The 17,162-nt window shown below is 71.3% G+C and carries 11 protein-coding genes; 8 read left to right on the top strand and 3 right to left on the bottom strand.

Annotated elements, in window-relative coordinates:
* Positions 1-40: 40 nt before the first annotated feature.
* The 8 genes from ID574_RS31070 to ID574_RS31035 all read left to right on the top strand — a co-directional run bounded on the left by ID574_RS31070 (position 41) and on the right by ID574_RS31035 (position 13,528).
* Positions 41-3,676, top strand: a complete 3,636-nt coding sequence (locus tag ID574_RS31070; protein WP_188192538.1) for a TcpE family conjugal transfer membrane protein — start codon at positions 41-43, stop codon at positions 3,674-3,676.
* 47 nt (positions 3,677-3,723) lie between these two features.
* Positions 3,724-6,201 carry an ATP-binding protein gene (locus ID574_RS31065; RefSeq protein WP_188192537.1) on the top strand — a complete coding sequence of 826 codons (2,478 nt, stop codon included), beginning with the start codon at positions 3,724-3,726 and terminating at the stop codon, positions 6,199-6,201.
* Complete coding sequence (locus ID574_RS61840) at positions 6,198-8,474, top strand: type IV secretion system protein (RefSeq protein WP_188192536.1); 2,277 nt, start codon at positions 6,198-6,200, stop codon at positions 8,472-8,474. The genes ID574_RS31065 and ID574_RS61840 overlap by 4 nt, the downstream gene beginning before the upstream one ends.
* A gap of 2 nt (positions 8,475-8,476) precedes the next feature.
* Complete coding sequence (locus ID574_RS31055; protein ID WP_188192535.1) at positions 8,477-9,100, top strand: hypothetical protein; 624 nt, start codon at positions 8,477-8,479, stop codon at positions 9,098-9,100.
* Entirely contained in the window at positions 9,097-10,191 is a 1,095-nt protein-coding gene (locus ID574_RS31050) for a C40 family peptidase (protein WP_188192534.1), read from the top strand. The genes ID574_RS31055 and ID574_RS31050 overlap by 4 nt, the downstream gene beginning before the upstream one ends.
* Before the next feature lie 125 nt (positions 10,192-10,316).
* A complete protein-coding gene (locus ID574_RS31045; protein WP_188192533.1) occupies positions 10,317-10,712 on the top strand; it encodes a (deoxy)nucleoside triphosphate pyrophosphohydrolase in 396 nt (131 codons plus the stop codon).
* A gap of 75 nt (positions 10,713-10,787) precedes the next feature.
* The gene (locus ID574_RS31040) at positions 10,788-12,131 is read left to right on the top strand and encodes a hypothetical protein (protein WP_188192532.1); all 1,344 of its coding nucleotides are present in this window, start codon (positions 10,788-10,790) and stop codon (positions 12,129-12,131) included.
* Between the two features lie 74 nt (positions 12,132-12,205).
* A complete protein-coding gene (locus ID574_RS31035; RefSeq protein ID WP_188192531.1) occupies positions 12,206-13,528 on the top strand; it encodes a hypothetical protein in 1,323 nt (440 codons plus the stop codon).
* A 51-nt stretch (positions 13,529-13,579) separates the two neighbouring features.
* On the opposite strand, the gene ID574_RS31030 is transcribed toward ID574_RS31035, so the two are convergent.
* Genes ID574_RS31030 through ID574_RS31020 form a run of 3 tightly spaced genes read right to left on the bottom strand, consistent with a single transcriptional unit; the run spans position 13,580 to position 17,019 of the window.
* Positions 13,580-14,332, bottom strand: coding sequence for a succinate dehydrogenase/fumarate reductase iron-sulfur subunit (locus ID574_RS31030; protein WP_188192530.1), 753 nt, complete (start codon positions 14,330-14,332; stop codon positions 13,580-13,582).
* Positions 14,329-16,218 (bottom strand): fumarate reductase/succinate dehydrogenase flavoprotein subunit, encoded by a 1,890-nt coding sequence (locus tag ID574_RS31025; protein WP_188192529.1) that lies wholly within the window; start codon positions 16,216-16,218, stop codon positions 14,329-14,331. The genes ID574_RS31030 and ID574_RS31025 overlap by 4 nt, the downstream gene beginning before the upstream one ends.
* A gap of 9 nt (positions 16,219-16,227) precedes the next feature.
* Entirely contained in the window at positions 16,228-17,019 is a 792-nt protein-coding gene (locus ID574_RS31020) for a hypothetical protein (protein WP_188192528.1), read from the bottom strand.
* Between the last annotated feature and the right edge of the window lie 143 nt (positions 17,020-17,162).

Raw genomic sequence — 17,162 nt, 5'->3', positions numbered from 1 at the left:
CGGCGGCGGTCATACACGAGCGGGTGGAGAGGAGGACCGGGTGGACCTGCCCACGTATACGAACATCTGGCGCATCGAGAAGCGGCTCTACAAGCTGTACGACCTACGGCTGCCGATGCCGCTGCCCATCGTCTGGATCGGCGTCTTCGTCGGGGTGTTCGTCCCGTGGTCCCTCCTGCTGATCCTGGTGGGCGTGCCGGTCGCGATGCCGTGGCACGTGCTCTTCCTGGTGCCGCCTGGGATCGTGACCTGGCTGTCGACCCGGCCCGTCATCGAGGGCAAACGGCTCACCGAGCTCCTCGAGTCCCACCTGCGCTACCTGGGCGAGCCCAAGGCGTGGTACCGCCTCGCGCCCTTGGCCGAGCCCGAGACGATCACCTTCTCGGCGCGCGTCTGGCGCACCGCTCCCGCCCGTGCCAAGTCGCGGCGGCCGGGCAAGGCCCGCCATCCGCAGCGCAGGCGTGAGGACCAGCGGATCGCCGGCCCCCGCCAGGTGCGCCCCGCCGTCGCGGCCGCCGCCGCCGCGGCCGGCCAGGCTCCTGTCGCCGAGCCGGCGACCGGCGGCACCGGCTGGGGCGCCCGCCGCGGCACGGCCGCGCCCGCCCTGAAGGCCCAGGTACGCCAGGGCGCCCCTGCCCCTGCCACTGGAGGACCGGCGGGGGCTGTACGGCGCCAGGAGGGGCTCTCAGGGGGCTCTGGGCGCCGCCAGGACCTGCCGCTGGTCGTCGTCCACGGGGACGACGCGCCAGGCCCGGCATCGACGTCCGCACCGGTCGAGCGCCAGCCCACGGCCCTGAGAGCCGACGGTCGGACGGACCGGGGTCGTACGGACGGTGCCCGGACGGACCGCGATCGTGCGGACGGTGGCCGGACGGACCGCGGCCGTGCGGACGACGGGCGCAAGGACGACGGCCGGAGAGGCGGCGGCAAGAGGGGCGGCGGATGGCGGCTGCCCGGCCGCGAGCGCGCCCTCAGCGATGGCGAGGCCCAGCGGTCCGCGACCCAGCAGTCCGCGACCCAGCAGTCCGCGACGCAGCAGTCCGCGACTGGGCAGTCCGCTACTCGGCAGGCCGCCGGGAGCGGCGAGCCGACACACGGCGACCGTGGGAGCGACGGCGAAGGGATCGCCGCTCGCCGAGCCCAGGGCCTCGGGGTAGAGGGGCGCCGGGTCGAGGGCCGCGGGGCCGAGGGGCGTGAGATCGCCGCCGAAGAGTTGGCCCTCCGCGAGATGGGCGCCGCTCCGGTGCGTGCGACCCGAAGTGGTGCCGAGGACACAAGCAGTCGAGACGACGCCGGGAGCGCGGGCAGAGGAGGCGATGCCGAGCGCAGGGCCGGGCACGGAGCGCCGGGTGAGGCGGAGACCGCGCGCGGAACGGTCGTGCCGATCAAGACGGCGCAAAGCCGCAGGCCCGCAGCGGGGAAGCCGATCGACACGGAGGCACTGCGACGGCTGAGGAGACTCGCCGCCAGCGCCGACGCACCGGCCGACCCGGCCGGGCGCGTGGACGTGGCGGGCCGGTTGGAGAGCGAGCGGCACGAGGAAGAAGTCGCGCGGGACCAGCACAGGAAGGGGCAGCCGCCCAGGCTGGGCCCTGCGTCGGCGCCGGCGGGCACGCGACGGGTCTGGCCGCCGCTCAACCCGGACGCCAAGCCCTCGCCCCGCCCAGACATTCCCCGCCCTGGCTCCCAGACAACGGACCTCCCCGCCGCAGGCAGCGCGGCCCCGGCGCCCGGCGACACCGACACGCCGGCCCCGCCGCCGGTCGCCGAGGGCCTGGACAAGCTGGAGCCGGTACGCGACGTCCCGGGCGAGCAGCCTGCGGCGCGTGACGGACGGACCGAGTCGGGCCCCGTGGGCGAGATCCCCGGAGGAACGACCACGCCGATCGACGAGCCGAACGAACCGGCCGCCACGGTTGACCTGCCGGAGGACGGTGCTTCGCGGCCTGACGCGACTGCGGTGGCGCAGAGTGCGGCGACTGGCGACGCGTCGGTGGAGCCCGGCGGGACGGGCGGCAACACGTCCGAGGCGTCCATGGACGCGGATGGTCGGCCGGGACCGGAGCCGAGCCCCGTCGATCGACCGGCGGCATCCGCGCACGGTCGTCCAGGAGCTTCTGCGCTCGACCAGGCGGTGGCGTCCGTCCACGACCAGGCGGCGGCGTCCGTGCGGGACGAGACGGGCATTTCCGCCCAAAGCCAGGTGGCGGGGTCGGTCCGCGAGGCCGGGTCGGTCCACGAGTTCGGGGCCGACCACGAGCAGGCGGTGTCCGGGCAAGACGAACCGGGGGCGCAAGCGTCCGGCGAGGCGGCGGTGTCCGGACAGGGCGAGACGGATGCGGATGCGCCCGGCGAGGCGGCGGCATCCGCGCGCGACGGCGCCTTGCCTACGCGCGACGGGACCTTGCCTGTACGCGAGGGGGCCTTGCCTGCGCGCGACGGGGCCTTGCCTGCGCGCGAGGGGGAGACCTTCGCGCGCGAGGAGGCCTCCGAACGCGCCGGGTCCTTCACGCAGGATGCGACCAGCGAGCGGCGCGAGACCGCCGGGGAGCGGCGTGAGGCGGCCGGCCGCGGAGTGGTTGAGGAGCGGAGAGAGGCCGCCCGGCGGGAGGCGGTCGAGGAGCGGCGCGGGGTCGCCGGGCGGGAGGCCGGCGAGCGGTCTGGTGTGCGGACCGGGGAGTTGGTGGCGCCCGTGCCGGTGCCGAGGCCCGGTGAGGGGCGGGTGCGCAGGGTCGAGTCCGTCGTGGGGCGGGACTCCGGCGGGTGGCGGCGGATCGCGCAGGTGGTCGTCGGCGGGAGCGGGGTGCGGACCGACGGGTCGGAGATCGACGAGGCCAGGGCCAGGGCCGTGTTCAGCGGCAGCCGGAGGATCGTCGTGCTGGGCTGCACCGGCGGGGCCGGGCAGAGCACCACGGCGCTCATGCTCGGCCACACCTTCGCCCAATACCGCGACGACAGGATCGTGGCCGTCGACGCCAACACCGGCGGCAGCACCCTGACCAGCAGGATCCAGCCCGAGACCCCCGAGACCCTCACCTCGCTGCTGTCCGGGCTCGACCGGGTCAGCGGCTACCTGACGATGCGCGGCTACACCACGAGGACGGCCACCGGCCTCGAGGTGATCAGCGCGGACACCGACGCGGGCGCCGAGCAGCGCCTGGCGGACCGGTCGTTCTTCTCCGACCACCGGCTGGGCGAGTCCATGCGGCTGCTCGACCGCCACTACAAGCTGGCCGTGATCGACCCGGCCGCCGCGCTGGCGGCGCGGCTGCTGCCGTACGCGGACCAGCTCGTCCTGGTGGTCCCGGCGAGCGAGGAGGCGTCCGAGGCGGTGGCGATGACATACGAGTGGCTCGACGGGCACGGCTGCGCGGAGCTGCGCAGGCGTGCGGTGATGGTGGTCAACGGCGTGAGCAGGCGTTCGATGGCCGACGTCGAGCAGGCGGAGGCGGTGGCCAGGGGCAGGTGCCGGGCCATCGTCAGGGTCCCCTGGGAGGACGACCTGGCGCCGGGCGGTGCGGAGGTCGTCGATCCCGGGCAGTTGCGCGCGGCCGGGCGGCGGGCCTACCTCGCCCTCGCCGGTGTCGTGGTCGCGGGCTTCGCGGCACAGACCGTACGACCGAGCGAAGAGGAGTTGGCGAGTGACCCCCCGGGCACGAGAATCGGTGAGCGATAAGTGAACAAGCGAGCAGGTCTGGCCCGTTCATGCGCCGAGGGGGCGGCATGAGCAGGGCGTCCCGAGCGCACCAGCGCCTCGCGGTCCGCTATTTCGACGACCGCATCCTGCTCACAGACTCCTCCGCATGGGCGTACTTCCGCCTCCCGACGGTCAGCTACGAGTTCGTCACGCCGGAGGAGCGCGAGGCACTGGCCACCAACATCACGATCGCGCTGGCCGCGATCAGGATGCCCGACGCCGAGGTCCACCTGAGGGTCGCGCACCGCACGTACCCGGCTGCGGAGTGGGCCATGGCGCTCAACGCCACGTCCGACGAGGGGCCCGGCTGGCGCGACTACCTCGAGGAGATGTACCGGCACGTCTGGGCGAAGGACTTCTGGACGAAGGAGGTCTATCTCGGCGTTCGGCTGGGCCCGCGGGGCAAGCAGCTCGGCAGCGGCGTGCTCGCCCAGCTCTTCGGCTTCTACCAGAAGACGGAGAAGGCGCTCGGCATGGAGGACGATCACGTGCCCGACAGCGAGATCGGGCGGTGGACGGAGCAGTCCGAACGCTTGGGCCGAGCGCTCGCATCGAGCGCGCTCTACGCCCGTCACGCCACCTCCGTCGAGGTGGCGTGGTTGTTCCAGCACGCGGCCGCGGGCGCGCTCGGCGACCCGCCGCCGTCGGCCAGCCCGCGCCGGCGCTGGGGCAGGGGCGAGATCGAGTCGCTGGTCGAGGGCGAGATCCACAACGGCAGGTCGCTGCTGCGGATCGTGCAGCCGCAGGGCGACTCGTACGTGGCTCACCTGTCGTTCGCCCGCTTCCCCGACCTCATGCCGTTCCCGGACGGCGAGCCGTGGATGCACTTCGCCGACCAACTGCCGTTCCCGGTGGAGATCTCGTCGCGGATGCGGCTGATCCCGCCGGTCAAGGCGTCGAAGGACGTGGCGCGCAAGCTGGCGCACGCCCGCGACATGGACCAGCACATCCGCGAGGCGGGCGCGGAGGCGCCCCTCGCGCTGGCCGAGCAGATCGACGCGGCCCGGATGCTGGAGCACGGCATCGCGAAGGAGCGGCTGCCCTTCGTGTACGGCTGGCACCGCTTGATCGTGTCGGCCCCGACCGAGGACATCTGCGTGCAGCGGGTGGAGGCGGTCGTCGAGCACTACCGCGACATGGGCATCGACGTGGTCAACTCGACCGGCGACCAGTTCTCGCTGTTCTGCGAGTCGCTGCCGGGCGAGAAGGTACGCGTCAACGCCTACGCGCAGCGCCAGCCGCTGCGGACGATCGCGGGCGGCATGGCCACGGCCACCGTCGACCTCGGCGACCGGCTCGGCGAGGGCAGCGAGGGCTGGCTGGGCCCGTACATCGGCGAGACCGTCGGCCGCGCCCGCAGCATCGTGCACTTCGACCCGCTGCTGGCGGCCACCCGCAACCGGCCCACCGCCATCGCGATCACCGGCGAGCCGGGCGGCGGCAAGACCACGCTCGCGCTGCTGATGATCTACCAGATGGCGTTGCGCGGCGTGACCGTCGCGGTGATCGACCCCAAGGGCGACGCCGAGTCGCTGGTGCGGCTGCTGGAGAAGCGCGGGCGCAAGGCGCGGATCATCCCGCTCGGCTCGGCGGCGCCGGGCCTGCTCGACCCGTTCTCGTTCGGCGACGACATCGCGGCCAAGAAGACCATGGCCACCGAGACGCTGCGGTTGCTGCTGCCGCGCATGTCGGAGGAGCGCGAGTCGGCGATGATCCAGGCGGTGGCCGCGGTCTCCAACCAGCCCGACCCGTCGCTCGGCAAGGTCGTGGACCACCTGGAGCAGGCCGAGGACCCGGCGTCGAAGAACCTCGGCGCCGTGCTGCGCTCGATGTCGGAGATGCACCTGGCCAGGCTCTGCTTCGACCCGTCGGGCGGCGACCAGATCGACACGGAGGGGTGGACGACCGTGTTCACGCTGGGCGGGCTGACGCTCCCCGACGTGACCACGACCAGGGAGGACTACTCCTACGAGCAGCGGCTGTCGGTGGCCCTGCTCTACCTGGTGTCACAGTTCGCGCGCAGGCTCATGAACGGCCTCGACCGGCGTGCCCCCAAGGCGATCTTCCTGGACGAGGCGTGGGCGATCACCTCCACGCCCGAGGGCGCCAAGCTGGTGCCCGAGGTCAGCCGGATGGGCCGCTCCCGCAACACCGCGCTCGTGCTGGTCTCGCAGAACGCGGGAGACCTGCTGAACGAGCAGGTGACCAACTGCCTGTCGTCCGTCTTCGCGTTCAGGTCCACCGAACGGGTGGAGGTGGACCACGTCATGTCCCTGCTCGGGGTGGAACCGTCGGAAGAGCACAAGGCAGTGCTGCGCTCGCTCGGAAACGGCGAATGCGTATTCCGCGATCTGGATGGCAGGGCAGGCCGTATCGGAGTAGACCTGATCTCCGAGGAGCTTCTCCGCTGGCTCGACACGAATCCAACACACGACAAACCCGACGGCGCCGGGCATGATGATCTTCAAGGGGGCGTGGGCAGGGCGCAGGAGGTACGGTCATGAAGATCCGGCTATCCCGACGACTCGCGCTGGCTCTTGCGCTGGTCACAGCCATCCTGGCAGTGCCGCTGGCCATCGGCGGCATGTCCGCCCCGGCCGCCGCGGCCCCCTGTGACCTGTCGGGCCCGCTCAATCCCGAGATGGTCGGCGGCGGCACCGACGGCCTGATCCAGGCGCCGAACCCGGCGAACGGGGCGCCGACCACCAACTACGGTCAGTTCGGCATGAGCGGCCAGTTCTGGCACACCCACGACCTGGGCTGCGCCGACTACGTCGCCGTGCTCGGCAACATGTGGGCCAACGGCGTCTTCACCGCGGCCAAGGCCATCGACCGGCTGACGATCACCACGTACCAGGCGGCGGCAACCGAAGGACCGCTCCAGTCGATCAAGGACGTGGTCGACGACATCGTCACGAACCTCTCCAAGGCGATGTACTGGCCGTACCTGCAGCCGGTCGTCATCCTCGGCGCGATCTGGCTGGCCTGGTACGGGCTGATCCGCAAGCGGGCCACCACGACCGCCGAGGGCGTGATCTGGATGGTGCTGGCGGTCACCGTGGCGGTCTGGTTCCTCAGCCGGCCCGGCGACTTCACCGGCCTGGGCAAGGTCGTCACCGACAAGACCGGCGAGGTCGTCAACTCGGCCTTCTCCGGTCTGCCCGGCGCGGGCGGCGCCTCCTGTCTGCCGCCGCCCGGCGGATCCGGCGCGGAGGTCAAGGCCGGCGGCTACGCCCAGACCGGCACGCCGGGCGTCGACCAGAACGCCGACGCGCTGTGGTCCACGCTGGTCTGCAAGCCGTGGCTCGTGGGCCTGTTCGGCACCGCCGACCCGCAGCAGCCCATCGTGCGCGACTGGGGCCGCAAGGTGCTGGAGATGCAGTCGATCCCGCCTGCCGTGGCCGGTCAGCCGGCTCCTGACGTGGGTGCCCGCCAGCAGGAATACGCCGCGCTCGCCGAGAAGCTCAGGAACGACCCCCGCTACACCGTCTTCTCCGGCCGTGACTGGTCCAACCGGCTCGGCGTGGCCGTCGGCGCGTTGATCGCCGCCGTCGTGGCCGGGCTGCTCATCTTCCTGGTGGCGGTGTCGCTGCTGGTGTTGAAGGTGGGCTTCCTGCTGTTGCTGATATTGGGGCCGGTGTTCCTGCTCATCGGCGTGCATCCGGGCAGCGGCCGCATCATCGCCATGCGCTGGGTGGAGATGCTCATCGGCACGCTGCTGAGACAGGCGGTGCTGACGCTCGTGCTGAGCGTCCTCGTGTACGGGTATGCCCTGATCATCTCCACGGCCATGCCATGGGGCATGCAGGTGCTGTTCATGGCCCTGCTGACGATCGCGGTGTTCTTCTACCGGCGCCCGTTCCAGCACCTGTTCGCCTCGATCAACGGCCACAACGTCACCACCCGCATGCTCGGCGAAGCCGCGAGCTCGTCCGTGCTCGAACGCTCGGCGGGCGTGCTGCCGCCGGTCGCCCAGGCCCGGATCGGCCGCTGGGGGCTGCGCAAGGCCGAGCCCCTCATCAGGGCGGCCGCTGCTGCCAACCCGGCCGCCGCGGCGGCGACCACGGCCGCGGCCGCGGGGCAGGTCCGGGTACGCGGCGAGGAGGGCGACGGCACGTCCTCCGGCTCCCGGGTCCCGGCCACGGCGGCGCCGCTCGACACCGACCAGCAGGGCGGCAAGGCGGGCGCCAGGGCCCCGATGGAGCCGCGCAGGGGCACCGCGCCACCGCTCAACCTGGGCGGCGGCTCGACCCGCACGCCGGGCGCCGGCGGTCCCCGGGTGGGCGGCACGGGCGGCGCCAGAGGGGCCGGGACGGGTGGCTCGACGGGCTCCAACGGTTCCTCGTCCGGTGGCGGCTGGTTCGGCGGCCGGTCGGGCGGCGGCTGGGCCCCGCGCGGCGGCTCGTCGGCGGGTCCGCGTACCGGCTCGTCCCGTGGGTCGAGGTTCGGCGGCTCGGGCGGCGGGGGCACGCGCTCGCGCGGCTCCAACGGTGGCGGCCTGTTCGGTGGTTCGGGTGGGGGCTCGCGCAACGGCGGTGGCGGCCTGTTCGGAGGCTCCGGGGGCGGAGGCTCGCGCAACGGCGGAGCCAGGCCCACAGGAGGCGCGCCCCGCGGCGGCGCCAGGGCGGGCGGACCCCGCATCTTCGGCTCCGACGAGCCCGCGTCGCGCGCGTCGGAAGCGCCGCCGCTGTGGCTGCAGAGCAGCCGTGACGGTGGCTCCGACGACCGCCCGTCCGTGCCCTTCTGGCTCAAGCCGAACAACCCGGACAAGGACTGAACATGGCCCAGCCAGGTGACAGGCGGGGGCTGGCCTTCGCCGCCATCGTCGTGGTCATCGCCGCGGTCGGCGTCTACGTCACCCTGTGGCCGGGATCCGCCGACCCGGCCGAGCCGGCGCCGCAGCAGAGCCGCCCCACCAGCGTGGCCGTCGCCTCGTCCACGCCGCTGGCGACCGCCAGCGACGCGCCGTTCGACGTCTACGACTACCTGCCGATGAAGAAGGAGCACCTTGCCGCGGCGGCGGACCTGGCCCAGCGGTTCACCGCCGTCTACGGCACGTTCCGGTACGACGAGGACCCGGCGGCCTACGCCGAGCGGCTGAAGGCGTACACCACGCCTGAGCTCGGCGAGATCCTGGGCCGCACGATGACGTCGGCGGGCACCGTCGAGCAGAACCGCGACGACGAGATCGTCTCCACGGCCACGGCCCGGTTGAAGGAGATCAGGCAGATCGACAAGACCTCCATCATCTTCGTCGTCACCGGCACCAGGAAGGTCTCCGCCAAGAGCGGCGACAAATTGCTCAACGAGGACTACGCGGTCACGGTCCGCCAGTCCGGGACGGATTGGCGGATCTTCGACATCCTGCCGGCGGCCGAGGGCCAGGAGGGAGACCCGGGGTGAACGTCTCACGCGCACGTCTCGCCCTCCTGATCGGCCTGGCGGGGATGCTCCTGCTGGTTCTGGTCATCGTGTCGCCGATGCTGCTGATCTCGATGCCGTCGTTCCTCAGCGAGGGCCGCACCACCATCGACTGCGAGGACACCGTCCAGGTGGAGGAGGCGTCCGACTCGGCCTCCACCGACATCCCCGCCAACTACCTGCAGCTGTACAAAGAGCACGGTGAGAAGATCGGCGTCCAGTGGAACATCCTGGCCGCCGTGGGCAAGCGCGAGACCGACCACGGCCGCTCCACGCTGCCCGGCGTCAAGAGCGGCACCAACTCCGCCGGCGCGGCCGGGCCGATGCAGTTCCTGATCTCCACCTGGGGCGGCAAGGCCAGGATCCCGATGTCGTCGCAGTTCAACGGGTACGCCTCCGACGGCGACGGCGACGGCGTCGGTGACGTGTACAACCCGGCCGACGCCATCCTCGGCGCCGCGAAGATGCTCAAGCGCAACGGGGCGCCCGAGAACGTGCGGCAGGCGCTGTTCGTCTACAACCGCGCCTGGTGGTACGTGGACCAGGTCGAGGCGATCGCCAGGAAGTACGCAAAGTCCGGCGACGTCAAGGTGCCGCCGCAGGCCGAGGAGGAGTGCGACGAGCCGCTGATCGAGGCCGCGCCGAGCGATGTCGTGGCCAAGATCCTCCAGTACGCCCTGGCGCAGCGCGGCAAGCCGTACCTGTGGGGCGGCACGGGGCCGGACGCGTTCGACTGCTCGGGCGTCATCTACGCGGCCTACAAAGAGGCGGGGCTGTTGATCCCGCGGACCACGTTCGGCCAGTGGCCGTTCGGGGTGAAGGTCTTAGAGGGTGAGGAGCAGCCAGGCGACCTGGTGTTCTTCAACTCCGGGCCGGGCACTTCGGCCAACAACCCGGGGCACGTCGGCCTGGTGGTGTCGAAGGGCAAGATGCTGGAGGCACGGTGCACGCGGTGCGGGCCGATCAAGGTGACCAGCTACTCGTCCCGGGCCAACCGTGTCGGCTTCACCCGCCCGCTGCAGAACCCCGATGTGCTGGAGCAGCTCAAGAAGCTGCAGAATGCAGCCCGATGAGGCATATGAGGGATCGGAACACATGAGCACGCGAGGGAGTGCCGTCGTCTGGAGGAGGAGCGACGAAGGAGCGACGGGGGAAGGCGGCGGCATATGGCGACTGAGCCGCCGAACGGGGTGAGGCAATGAGCAACATCGTGGTCGTGGCCGCGGTGATCGTCGCCGAGGGCGGCCGGGTGCTGGCCGCCCAGCGCGCGGCCCCCGCGGCGCACGCCGGCGGCTGGGAGTTCCCCGGTGGCAAGGTGGACCCGGGGGAGAGCGAGGTGGCGGCGCTGGTCCGGGAGTGCCGTGAGGAGCTCGGCGTGGAGATCGCGGTGGGCGAGCGCGTGGGCGGCGACTGGACGCTGTCCGAGGGGTACGTGCTGCGCGTCTGGCTGGCCACGCTGGCCTCCGGGACGCCGGAGCCCAGGGAGCATCTGGCGCTGAGATGGCTCGGGCCCGGCGAATACTACGACGTGGAGTGGCTCGGGGCCGATCTGCCGATCATGAAGACCGTTGAGGGGCTGATCCTGCCTGATTGACTGGTTCCTCTCTGTGACAGAATGATTACTAGGCGTTACTAGCTGGTGATCTGTCGCAACGGGGGAGTGGGAGTGATGCGTCGTGGCTGGATCCTGGCCGGAGCGGTGATCCTGGCGGCGGTGCCCTCCGTGCCCATGGCCGCGACCGGGGTCTCGCTGGTGCTGGAGCGGGTGAACGACTCCGGCGGCGAGGTCGGGAAGTGGACCAGGACCGGGGACGTGCAGCGGTTCCGGATACGGCTGAACGGGATGGGCGAGCGGGCCAGTGTGGCGGTGGCGGCCAGTCCGGTGGAGGCGCTGGCGGAGGTGACGTGCATGCCGTCGGCCCGCGCCGCCCTGGGGCTGTCTGCCACCCCGAGCCCGCCCGTCATCCAAGCGCCGCCGGCCACGGGCGCTGGTGCCATGGCGGTGCCTTCCCAAGACGCGCAGGACGTGACGCTCGCCGCCCAGGGGCTGGCCGTGCGGGCGCTGAAGGTCGCCGGGGCCTCCGCCGCTCTTCCTGATGGGGCGCAGGTGTGCAGGCTCGGGAGCGTCACCGGTGAACGCTCCGTGGACGTGACGCTCACGGCCCCCGATGGGGCTGGGACGGTGGTGCTGGCCGCGGCGGCCAACATGCGGGCCGCCGAGGGTGACGGCCTGACCACCATGCAGCGGACGGTCACCACCCGGGTGACGGACACAGTCCCGACGATCAGCGGCCCCGCCACGGCGAAGCACGGCTCGCAGGGCGCGGAGACGCCCGGAGACCCCTCGGCCGGTCCCGAGACACCTGTACAAGGCTGGGAGGGGCCGGAGCCCGCCACAGTCGGCTCGGGAGGCCCGGAGGGCGGTGGTGGTTCCACGGCGGCAGGGGGTCCCCTTGTGGAGGATTCCACGGGTGGCCGTCAGGCGCCGGACGCCTCCGCGACCGCCGGACGTGAGCAGGGCAAGGCCGAGGCGCGGCCGCGTCGCACAGGCATAGCCGAGGTGCGTGCGCATCCGACCGGCGAGGCGGCGACCTTGGCGCGTGGGCGGGACACGGCGGATGCGCGTAGGCCAGGCCCGGCCGATGAGGATCTGCCGAGCGTGGTCTACGGGGGCGGACAGGCGCTTCCTCATGCGTCCGCGTCGGCCGCCGGCCCCGATGCCGCCGCGAGCGCGTTCCCAGGCATGCCCGGAGAGGCCCCCGGCCTCCTGCCCCAGGCCTCGCCCGCGCCCGGTGCGGCCCCGCCCCCTCTGGCCGCCGCGCCCCCCGGGGCGCCGTTGCCGTGGGAAATGGCGGCTGCGACGAAGCGGGCGGCGCGGCCCGACGGACGGGTCAGCCCGCTCAAAGGGCCCGTGGGGCATACGCTGGCCGTTGGGGCCATTGCGACGCTGCTCGGAGCTCTTTGGGTCATTGTCACGGTACAAAAGCGCCAGAGGCGTAGAATGGTGTCGTAATTCGGTCTTTACTGTTACTTTGACCCGACTAGTATTCCCTTGACCATGGTTCCGGGACTACGCGGAGGGCAACGGTGGCACGCACCCGAGCGACAGCCGTGTCCGCGATCGTCCTGGCGCTGGGACTGACCGGCGCCGGAGCGACGCCGTTCATCGTGCAGAGCGCGAGCGCGTCGGTGTCGGCGTTCGACCCCGTCGAGCCGTGTGACGTCGATGACCCTTCGTGTGAGTCCGACCCCCAGACCACGGTCACGGTGACCACCACCTTAGGCACGCCGACGCCCACGGACCCGCCGGAGACCACGGTCACCAAGACCGTCACGGCGTCGCCGACGAAGAAGACCAAGAGCCCTTCGCCGACGAAGAGCTCCACCCCTCAGGCGAACACCCCGCCGCCGGCCACTCCGACCCAGAACCCCCAGCCGGTGATACCGCCCTCGCAGAACGTCGAGCCGCCGCCCACCACCAGCGTCTCACCCACGACCGAGGCGAGCGTCGAGATGCCCAGCATCGCGCCCACGCCGTCCACCCCGGTGACGACGCCGAGCGAGACGCAGCCCGCCTCGCAGGAGGAAGTGCCGCTGGAGCTGCGTAACGCGGCGCCGGAGTTCGACCAGGAGTCCCTGACGCGCAAGCTCAGCATCCCTGCGCTGGTGCTGGTCCTGCTCGCGCTCTTCGCCGTGCTGATCTTCGAGGGACGGCTGCGCCGCCTGGCCCACGCGGCGGCCGTGCGCAAGGCGGGGCCGCAGATGGGACGTCCGGACATGCCGCCGCCCCAGCCCGGCGCCGGCTACCCGCCGGGCGCCGGCTACCCGGCCGGTCCCGGATACGCTGCGGGCTTCCCCGGCTCGGCCGCCTACCCGGGCGGAACGGCGTACGCGCCGATCATCAGCTTCGTGCCCGTGCAGACCTACCCGAGCGGCCCGGTCTACCAGGACCCGGGACACCCGTACCCGCCGCAGGGTTACGCGCCGGAGCCCCCGCCGGCGGCTTCGGACGAGCCGCCCCCCGTCGTGCTGCACCCGGACGAGTTCGACTCCTACAGCCACGAGCCGCCGAAGGCCAAGGAGTATCGCGACCCGTTCGAGCCGCTGGTCCCGCCGTCGGACATCCCGCCGGGCGGCGCCGCCCCGTACGACGACGGCCGCGAGCACCCGCTCGGCCCTACCCCGACGGCTGAGCCGGGCGACTCCGAGCCGTGGCAGCAGCAGGGTCCGTCCCTGTTCGAACCCGCCTCGAAGCCCGCCGAGTACGAGCCGCCGCCGTACCTGCCGGTCGACGTGCCCGCCGACGGCGACGTGACGGCCGTGCAGCCCCTCCCGCCGCCGCAGCCGCAGGAGGAGCCGACCAAGGAGATGCCGGACTCCAAGCGCAAGCGCTTCCGCCGCGGGAAGTGAGCCGGGACGACAAGAAGGGGGCTGGATCATCCAGCCCCCTTCTGCGTCGGACTACTTGGCGCGCTTGAAGATCTTGTTGCCGAGCCACACCAGCGGGTCGTACTTCCGGTCGACCACGCGCTCCTTCATCGGGATCAGCGCGTTGTCGGTGATCTTGATGTGCTCGGGGCAGACCTCGGTGCAGCACTTGGTGATGTTGCAGTAGCCGAGCCCGTGCTGCTCCTGGGCCGCCTCTTGCCGGTCCGCCACGTCATACGGGTGCATGTCCAGCTCGGCGATCCGCATGAGGAAGCGCGGACCGGAGAAGTTGGTCTTGTTCTCCTCGTGGTCGCGGATCACGTGGCAGACGTTGTTGCACATGAAGCACTCGATGCACTTGCGGAACTCCTGGGACCGCTCGACGTCGACCTGCTTCATCCGGTATTCGCCCGGCCGCACGCCGGCCGGCGGCGTGAAGGAGGGGACCTCCCTGGCCTTCTGGTAGTTGTACGAGACGTCCGTGACGAGGTCCTTGATGACCGGGAACGTCCGCATCGGCGTGACCGTGATGGTCTCGTCCGGGTCGAAGGTCGACATGCGGGTCATGCAGCCGAGCCGCGGCTTGCCGTTGATCTCCATGCTGCACGAGCCGCACTTGCCCGCCTTGCAGTTCCACCGCACCGCCAGGTCCGGAGCCTGGGTGGCCTGCAGCCGGTGGATGATGTCGAGGACGACCTCGCCCTCGTTGACCTCCACGGTGAAGTCCTCGAGCTTGCCCTCGCCGCCCTCACCGCGCCAGACCTTGAACTTTGCCTTGTAGCTCATGACTTCGCTATCCCGTCGAACTCGGCCATCTCTTCGTCGGTGAGATATTTCTTCAGCTCGTCCCGGTCGAACAGGGTGATCAGGTCGTCGCGCATGGGCGGCTGGACCTTCTCCTCGACCTCGACGGTCGAGCCGTCAGGGGTGGAGCAGACGAGCAGTTTGCGGCGCCATTCCGGGTTCATCCCGGGGAAGTCGTCGCGGGTGTGCCCGCCGCGGCTCTCCTCGCGCAGCAGCGCCGCCTTGGCCACGCACTCCGACACCAGCACCATGTTGCGCAGGTCGATCGCGAGATGCCAACCGGGGTTGTAGATGCGGGAGCCGCCCGCCCCGACCATGCGCACCCGCTCCTTGAGCTTCTCCACGACCTGCAGCGCCTCGGAGATCTCCTCGGCCTTGCGGATGATGCCGACCAGGTCGTTCATCGTGCGCTGCAGCTCGTGGTGGACCTCGTAGGGGTTCTCGCCACTGCGCTCGAGCGGCGCCAGCGCCTCCTCGCGGGCCTCGTCCACGAGCTCCTGTGCGATCTTGGGCCGGTCGGGGAGCCCGTCCACGTACGCCGCCGCGCCCGCGCCCGCGCGGCGCCCGAAGACCAGCAGGTCGGACAGCGAGTTGCCGCCGAGCCGGTTGGAGCCGTGCATGCCGCCGGACACCTCGCCCGCCGCGAACAGCCCGGGCACGGCCGCCTGGCCGGTGTCGGCGTCCACCTCGACGCCGCCCATGATGTAGTGGCAGGTCGGGCCCACCTGCATGGGCTCGGCGGTGATGTCGACGTCGGCCAGCTCCTTGAACTGGTGGTGCATCGACGGCAGCCGCCTCTTGATCTCCTCGGCCGGGAGCCGGGTGGAGACGTCCAGGAACACGCCGCCCTGCGGTGACCCCCGGCCGGCCTTCACCTCGGCGTTGATCGCCCGGGCCACCTCGTCACGCGGCAGCAGCTCCGGCGGGCGCCGGTTGTTGGCCTGGTCGGTGTACCAGCGGTCGGCCTCCTCCTCGGTGGTGGCGTACTTGTCCTTGAACACCTCGGGGATGTAGTCGAACATGAAGCGCTTGCCCTCGGAGTTGCGCAGCACGCCGCCGTCGCCGCGGACGGACTCGGTGACGAGGATGCCGCGCACGGAGGGCGGCCAGACCATCCCGGTGGGGTGGAACTGGATGAACTCCATGTTGATCAGCTTCGCGCCGGCCAGGAGGGCCAGGGCGTGGCCGTCACCGGTGTACTCCCAGGAGTTGGAGGTGACGACGTACGACTTGCCGATGCCGCCGGTGGCGAGGACCACGGCCGGCGTGTCGAACAGGATGAAGTTGCCGGTCTCGCGCCAGTAGCCGAACGCGCCGGAGATCCGGTCGCCGTCCTTGAGCAGCCGCGTGACCGTGCACTCGGCGAAGACCTTGATGTAGGCCTCGTAGTCGCCGTGGTTCTCGTAGTCCTCCTGCTGCAGCGCCACCACGCGCTGCTGCAGCGTGCGGATCAGCTCCAGCCCGGTACGGTCGCCCACGTGTGCGAGCCGTGGGTACTCGTGCCCGCCGAAGTTCCGCTGGCTGATCTTGCCGTCCTTGGTGCGGTCGAACAGCGCGCCCCAGGCCTCCAGCTCCCACACCCGGTCGGGCGCCTCCTTGGCGTGCAGCTCGGCCATCCGCCAGTTGTTGAGGAACTTTCCGCCCCGCATGGTGTCACGGAAGTGCACCATCCAGTTGTCGTCGGGGTTGACGTTGCCCATCGCCGCGGCGGCGCCGCCCTCGGCCATGACCGTGTGCGCCTTGCCGAACAGCGACTTGCAGACGATCGCCGTCCTCTTGCCCTGCTGGCGGGCCTCGATCGCGGCCCGAAGCCCGGCGCCGCCCGCGCCGATGACGACGACGTCGTATTCGTGACGTTCGATTTCCACTGTTGATCCTTACGCGTACGGGAAGGCGATGATGCCCTTGGCGACCAGGCGGACGTACAGGTCGGCGCCCATGACCGAGAACATCGAGGCCCACGCGAGGGGCTGGTGCTTGGCGTTGAGCTTGGAGACGAACGTCCAGGCCCGGTAGCGCAGCGGGTGACGGGAGAAGTGGTTGAGCCGGCCCGCCGTGATGTGCCGGCAGGAGTGGCAGCCGAGCGTGTAGCCCCAGATGAGCACGACGTTGAGCGCCAGGATCCAGGAGCCCAGCCCGAGCGGCTTGTGGACGAGCGCGAGGATCGCGTCGTAGGTGAGGACGGAGCCGATGAGCAGGGCGGCGTAGAAGAAGTAGCGGTGGATGTTCTGGAAGATCAGCGGGAAGCGGGTCTCACCGGTGTACTTCCCGTGCGGCTCCTGCACGGCGCAGGCGGCCGGCGCCAGCCAGAACGACCGGTAATACGACTTCCGGTAGTAGTAGCAGGTCAACCGGAAGCCGCCGGGCAGGCCGAGGATCAGCAGCCCCGGTGGCAGCGCATACCAGTCACCGAAGGGTGCCAGGCCGAGGAATCTCGCCCCCTCGGGGCATGAGGTCGCCAGGCACGGCGACGAGAACGGGGCGATGTACTCCGACGCCGGCACGTAGTAGCTGGTATCGAAGATCGCCCACACGCCGTATATCAAGAAGGCGCTGAGCCCAAGAAAGGTCAGCAGCGGGGTCAGCCACCATCGGTCAGTACGCAGGGTGCGTACCTTGACTTGCGCACGCTGCCGTCTGACCGTGGCTTCGGGCGTCGTCTGGGTCATCGCGGACCTCTCCACCTCCCGCGGACCCTTTCGCGCGGCGGGTCCGTGGTTCGTTTCGCTGGGCGCGCGTACGTGCGGTATCCGCTCAAGCGCGCGTTGGTGGGGGATACGTTACGACGACCGCATCGACATTTGTGAGCGGG

It is taken from the genome of Nonomuraea sp. SYSU D8015 (genome assembly GCF_008065375.1).
Lineage (GTDB): Bacteria > Actinomycetota > Actinomycetes > Streptosporangiales > Streptosporangiaceae > Nonomuraea.
Note: the sequence above shows the minus strand (reverse complement) of the source record. Positions and strands in the feature narration are given on the sequence as shown.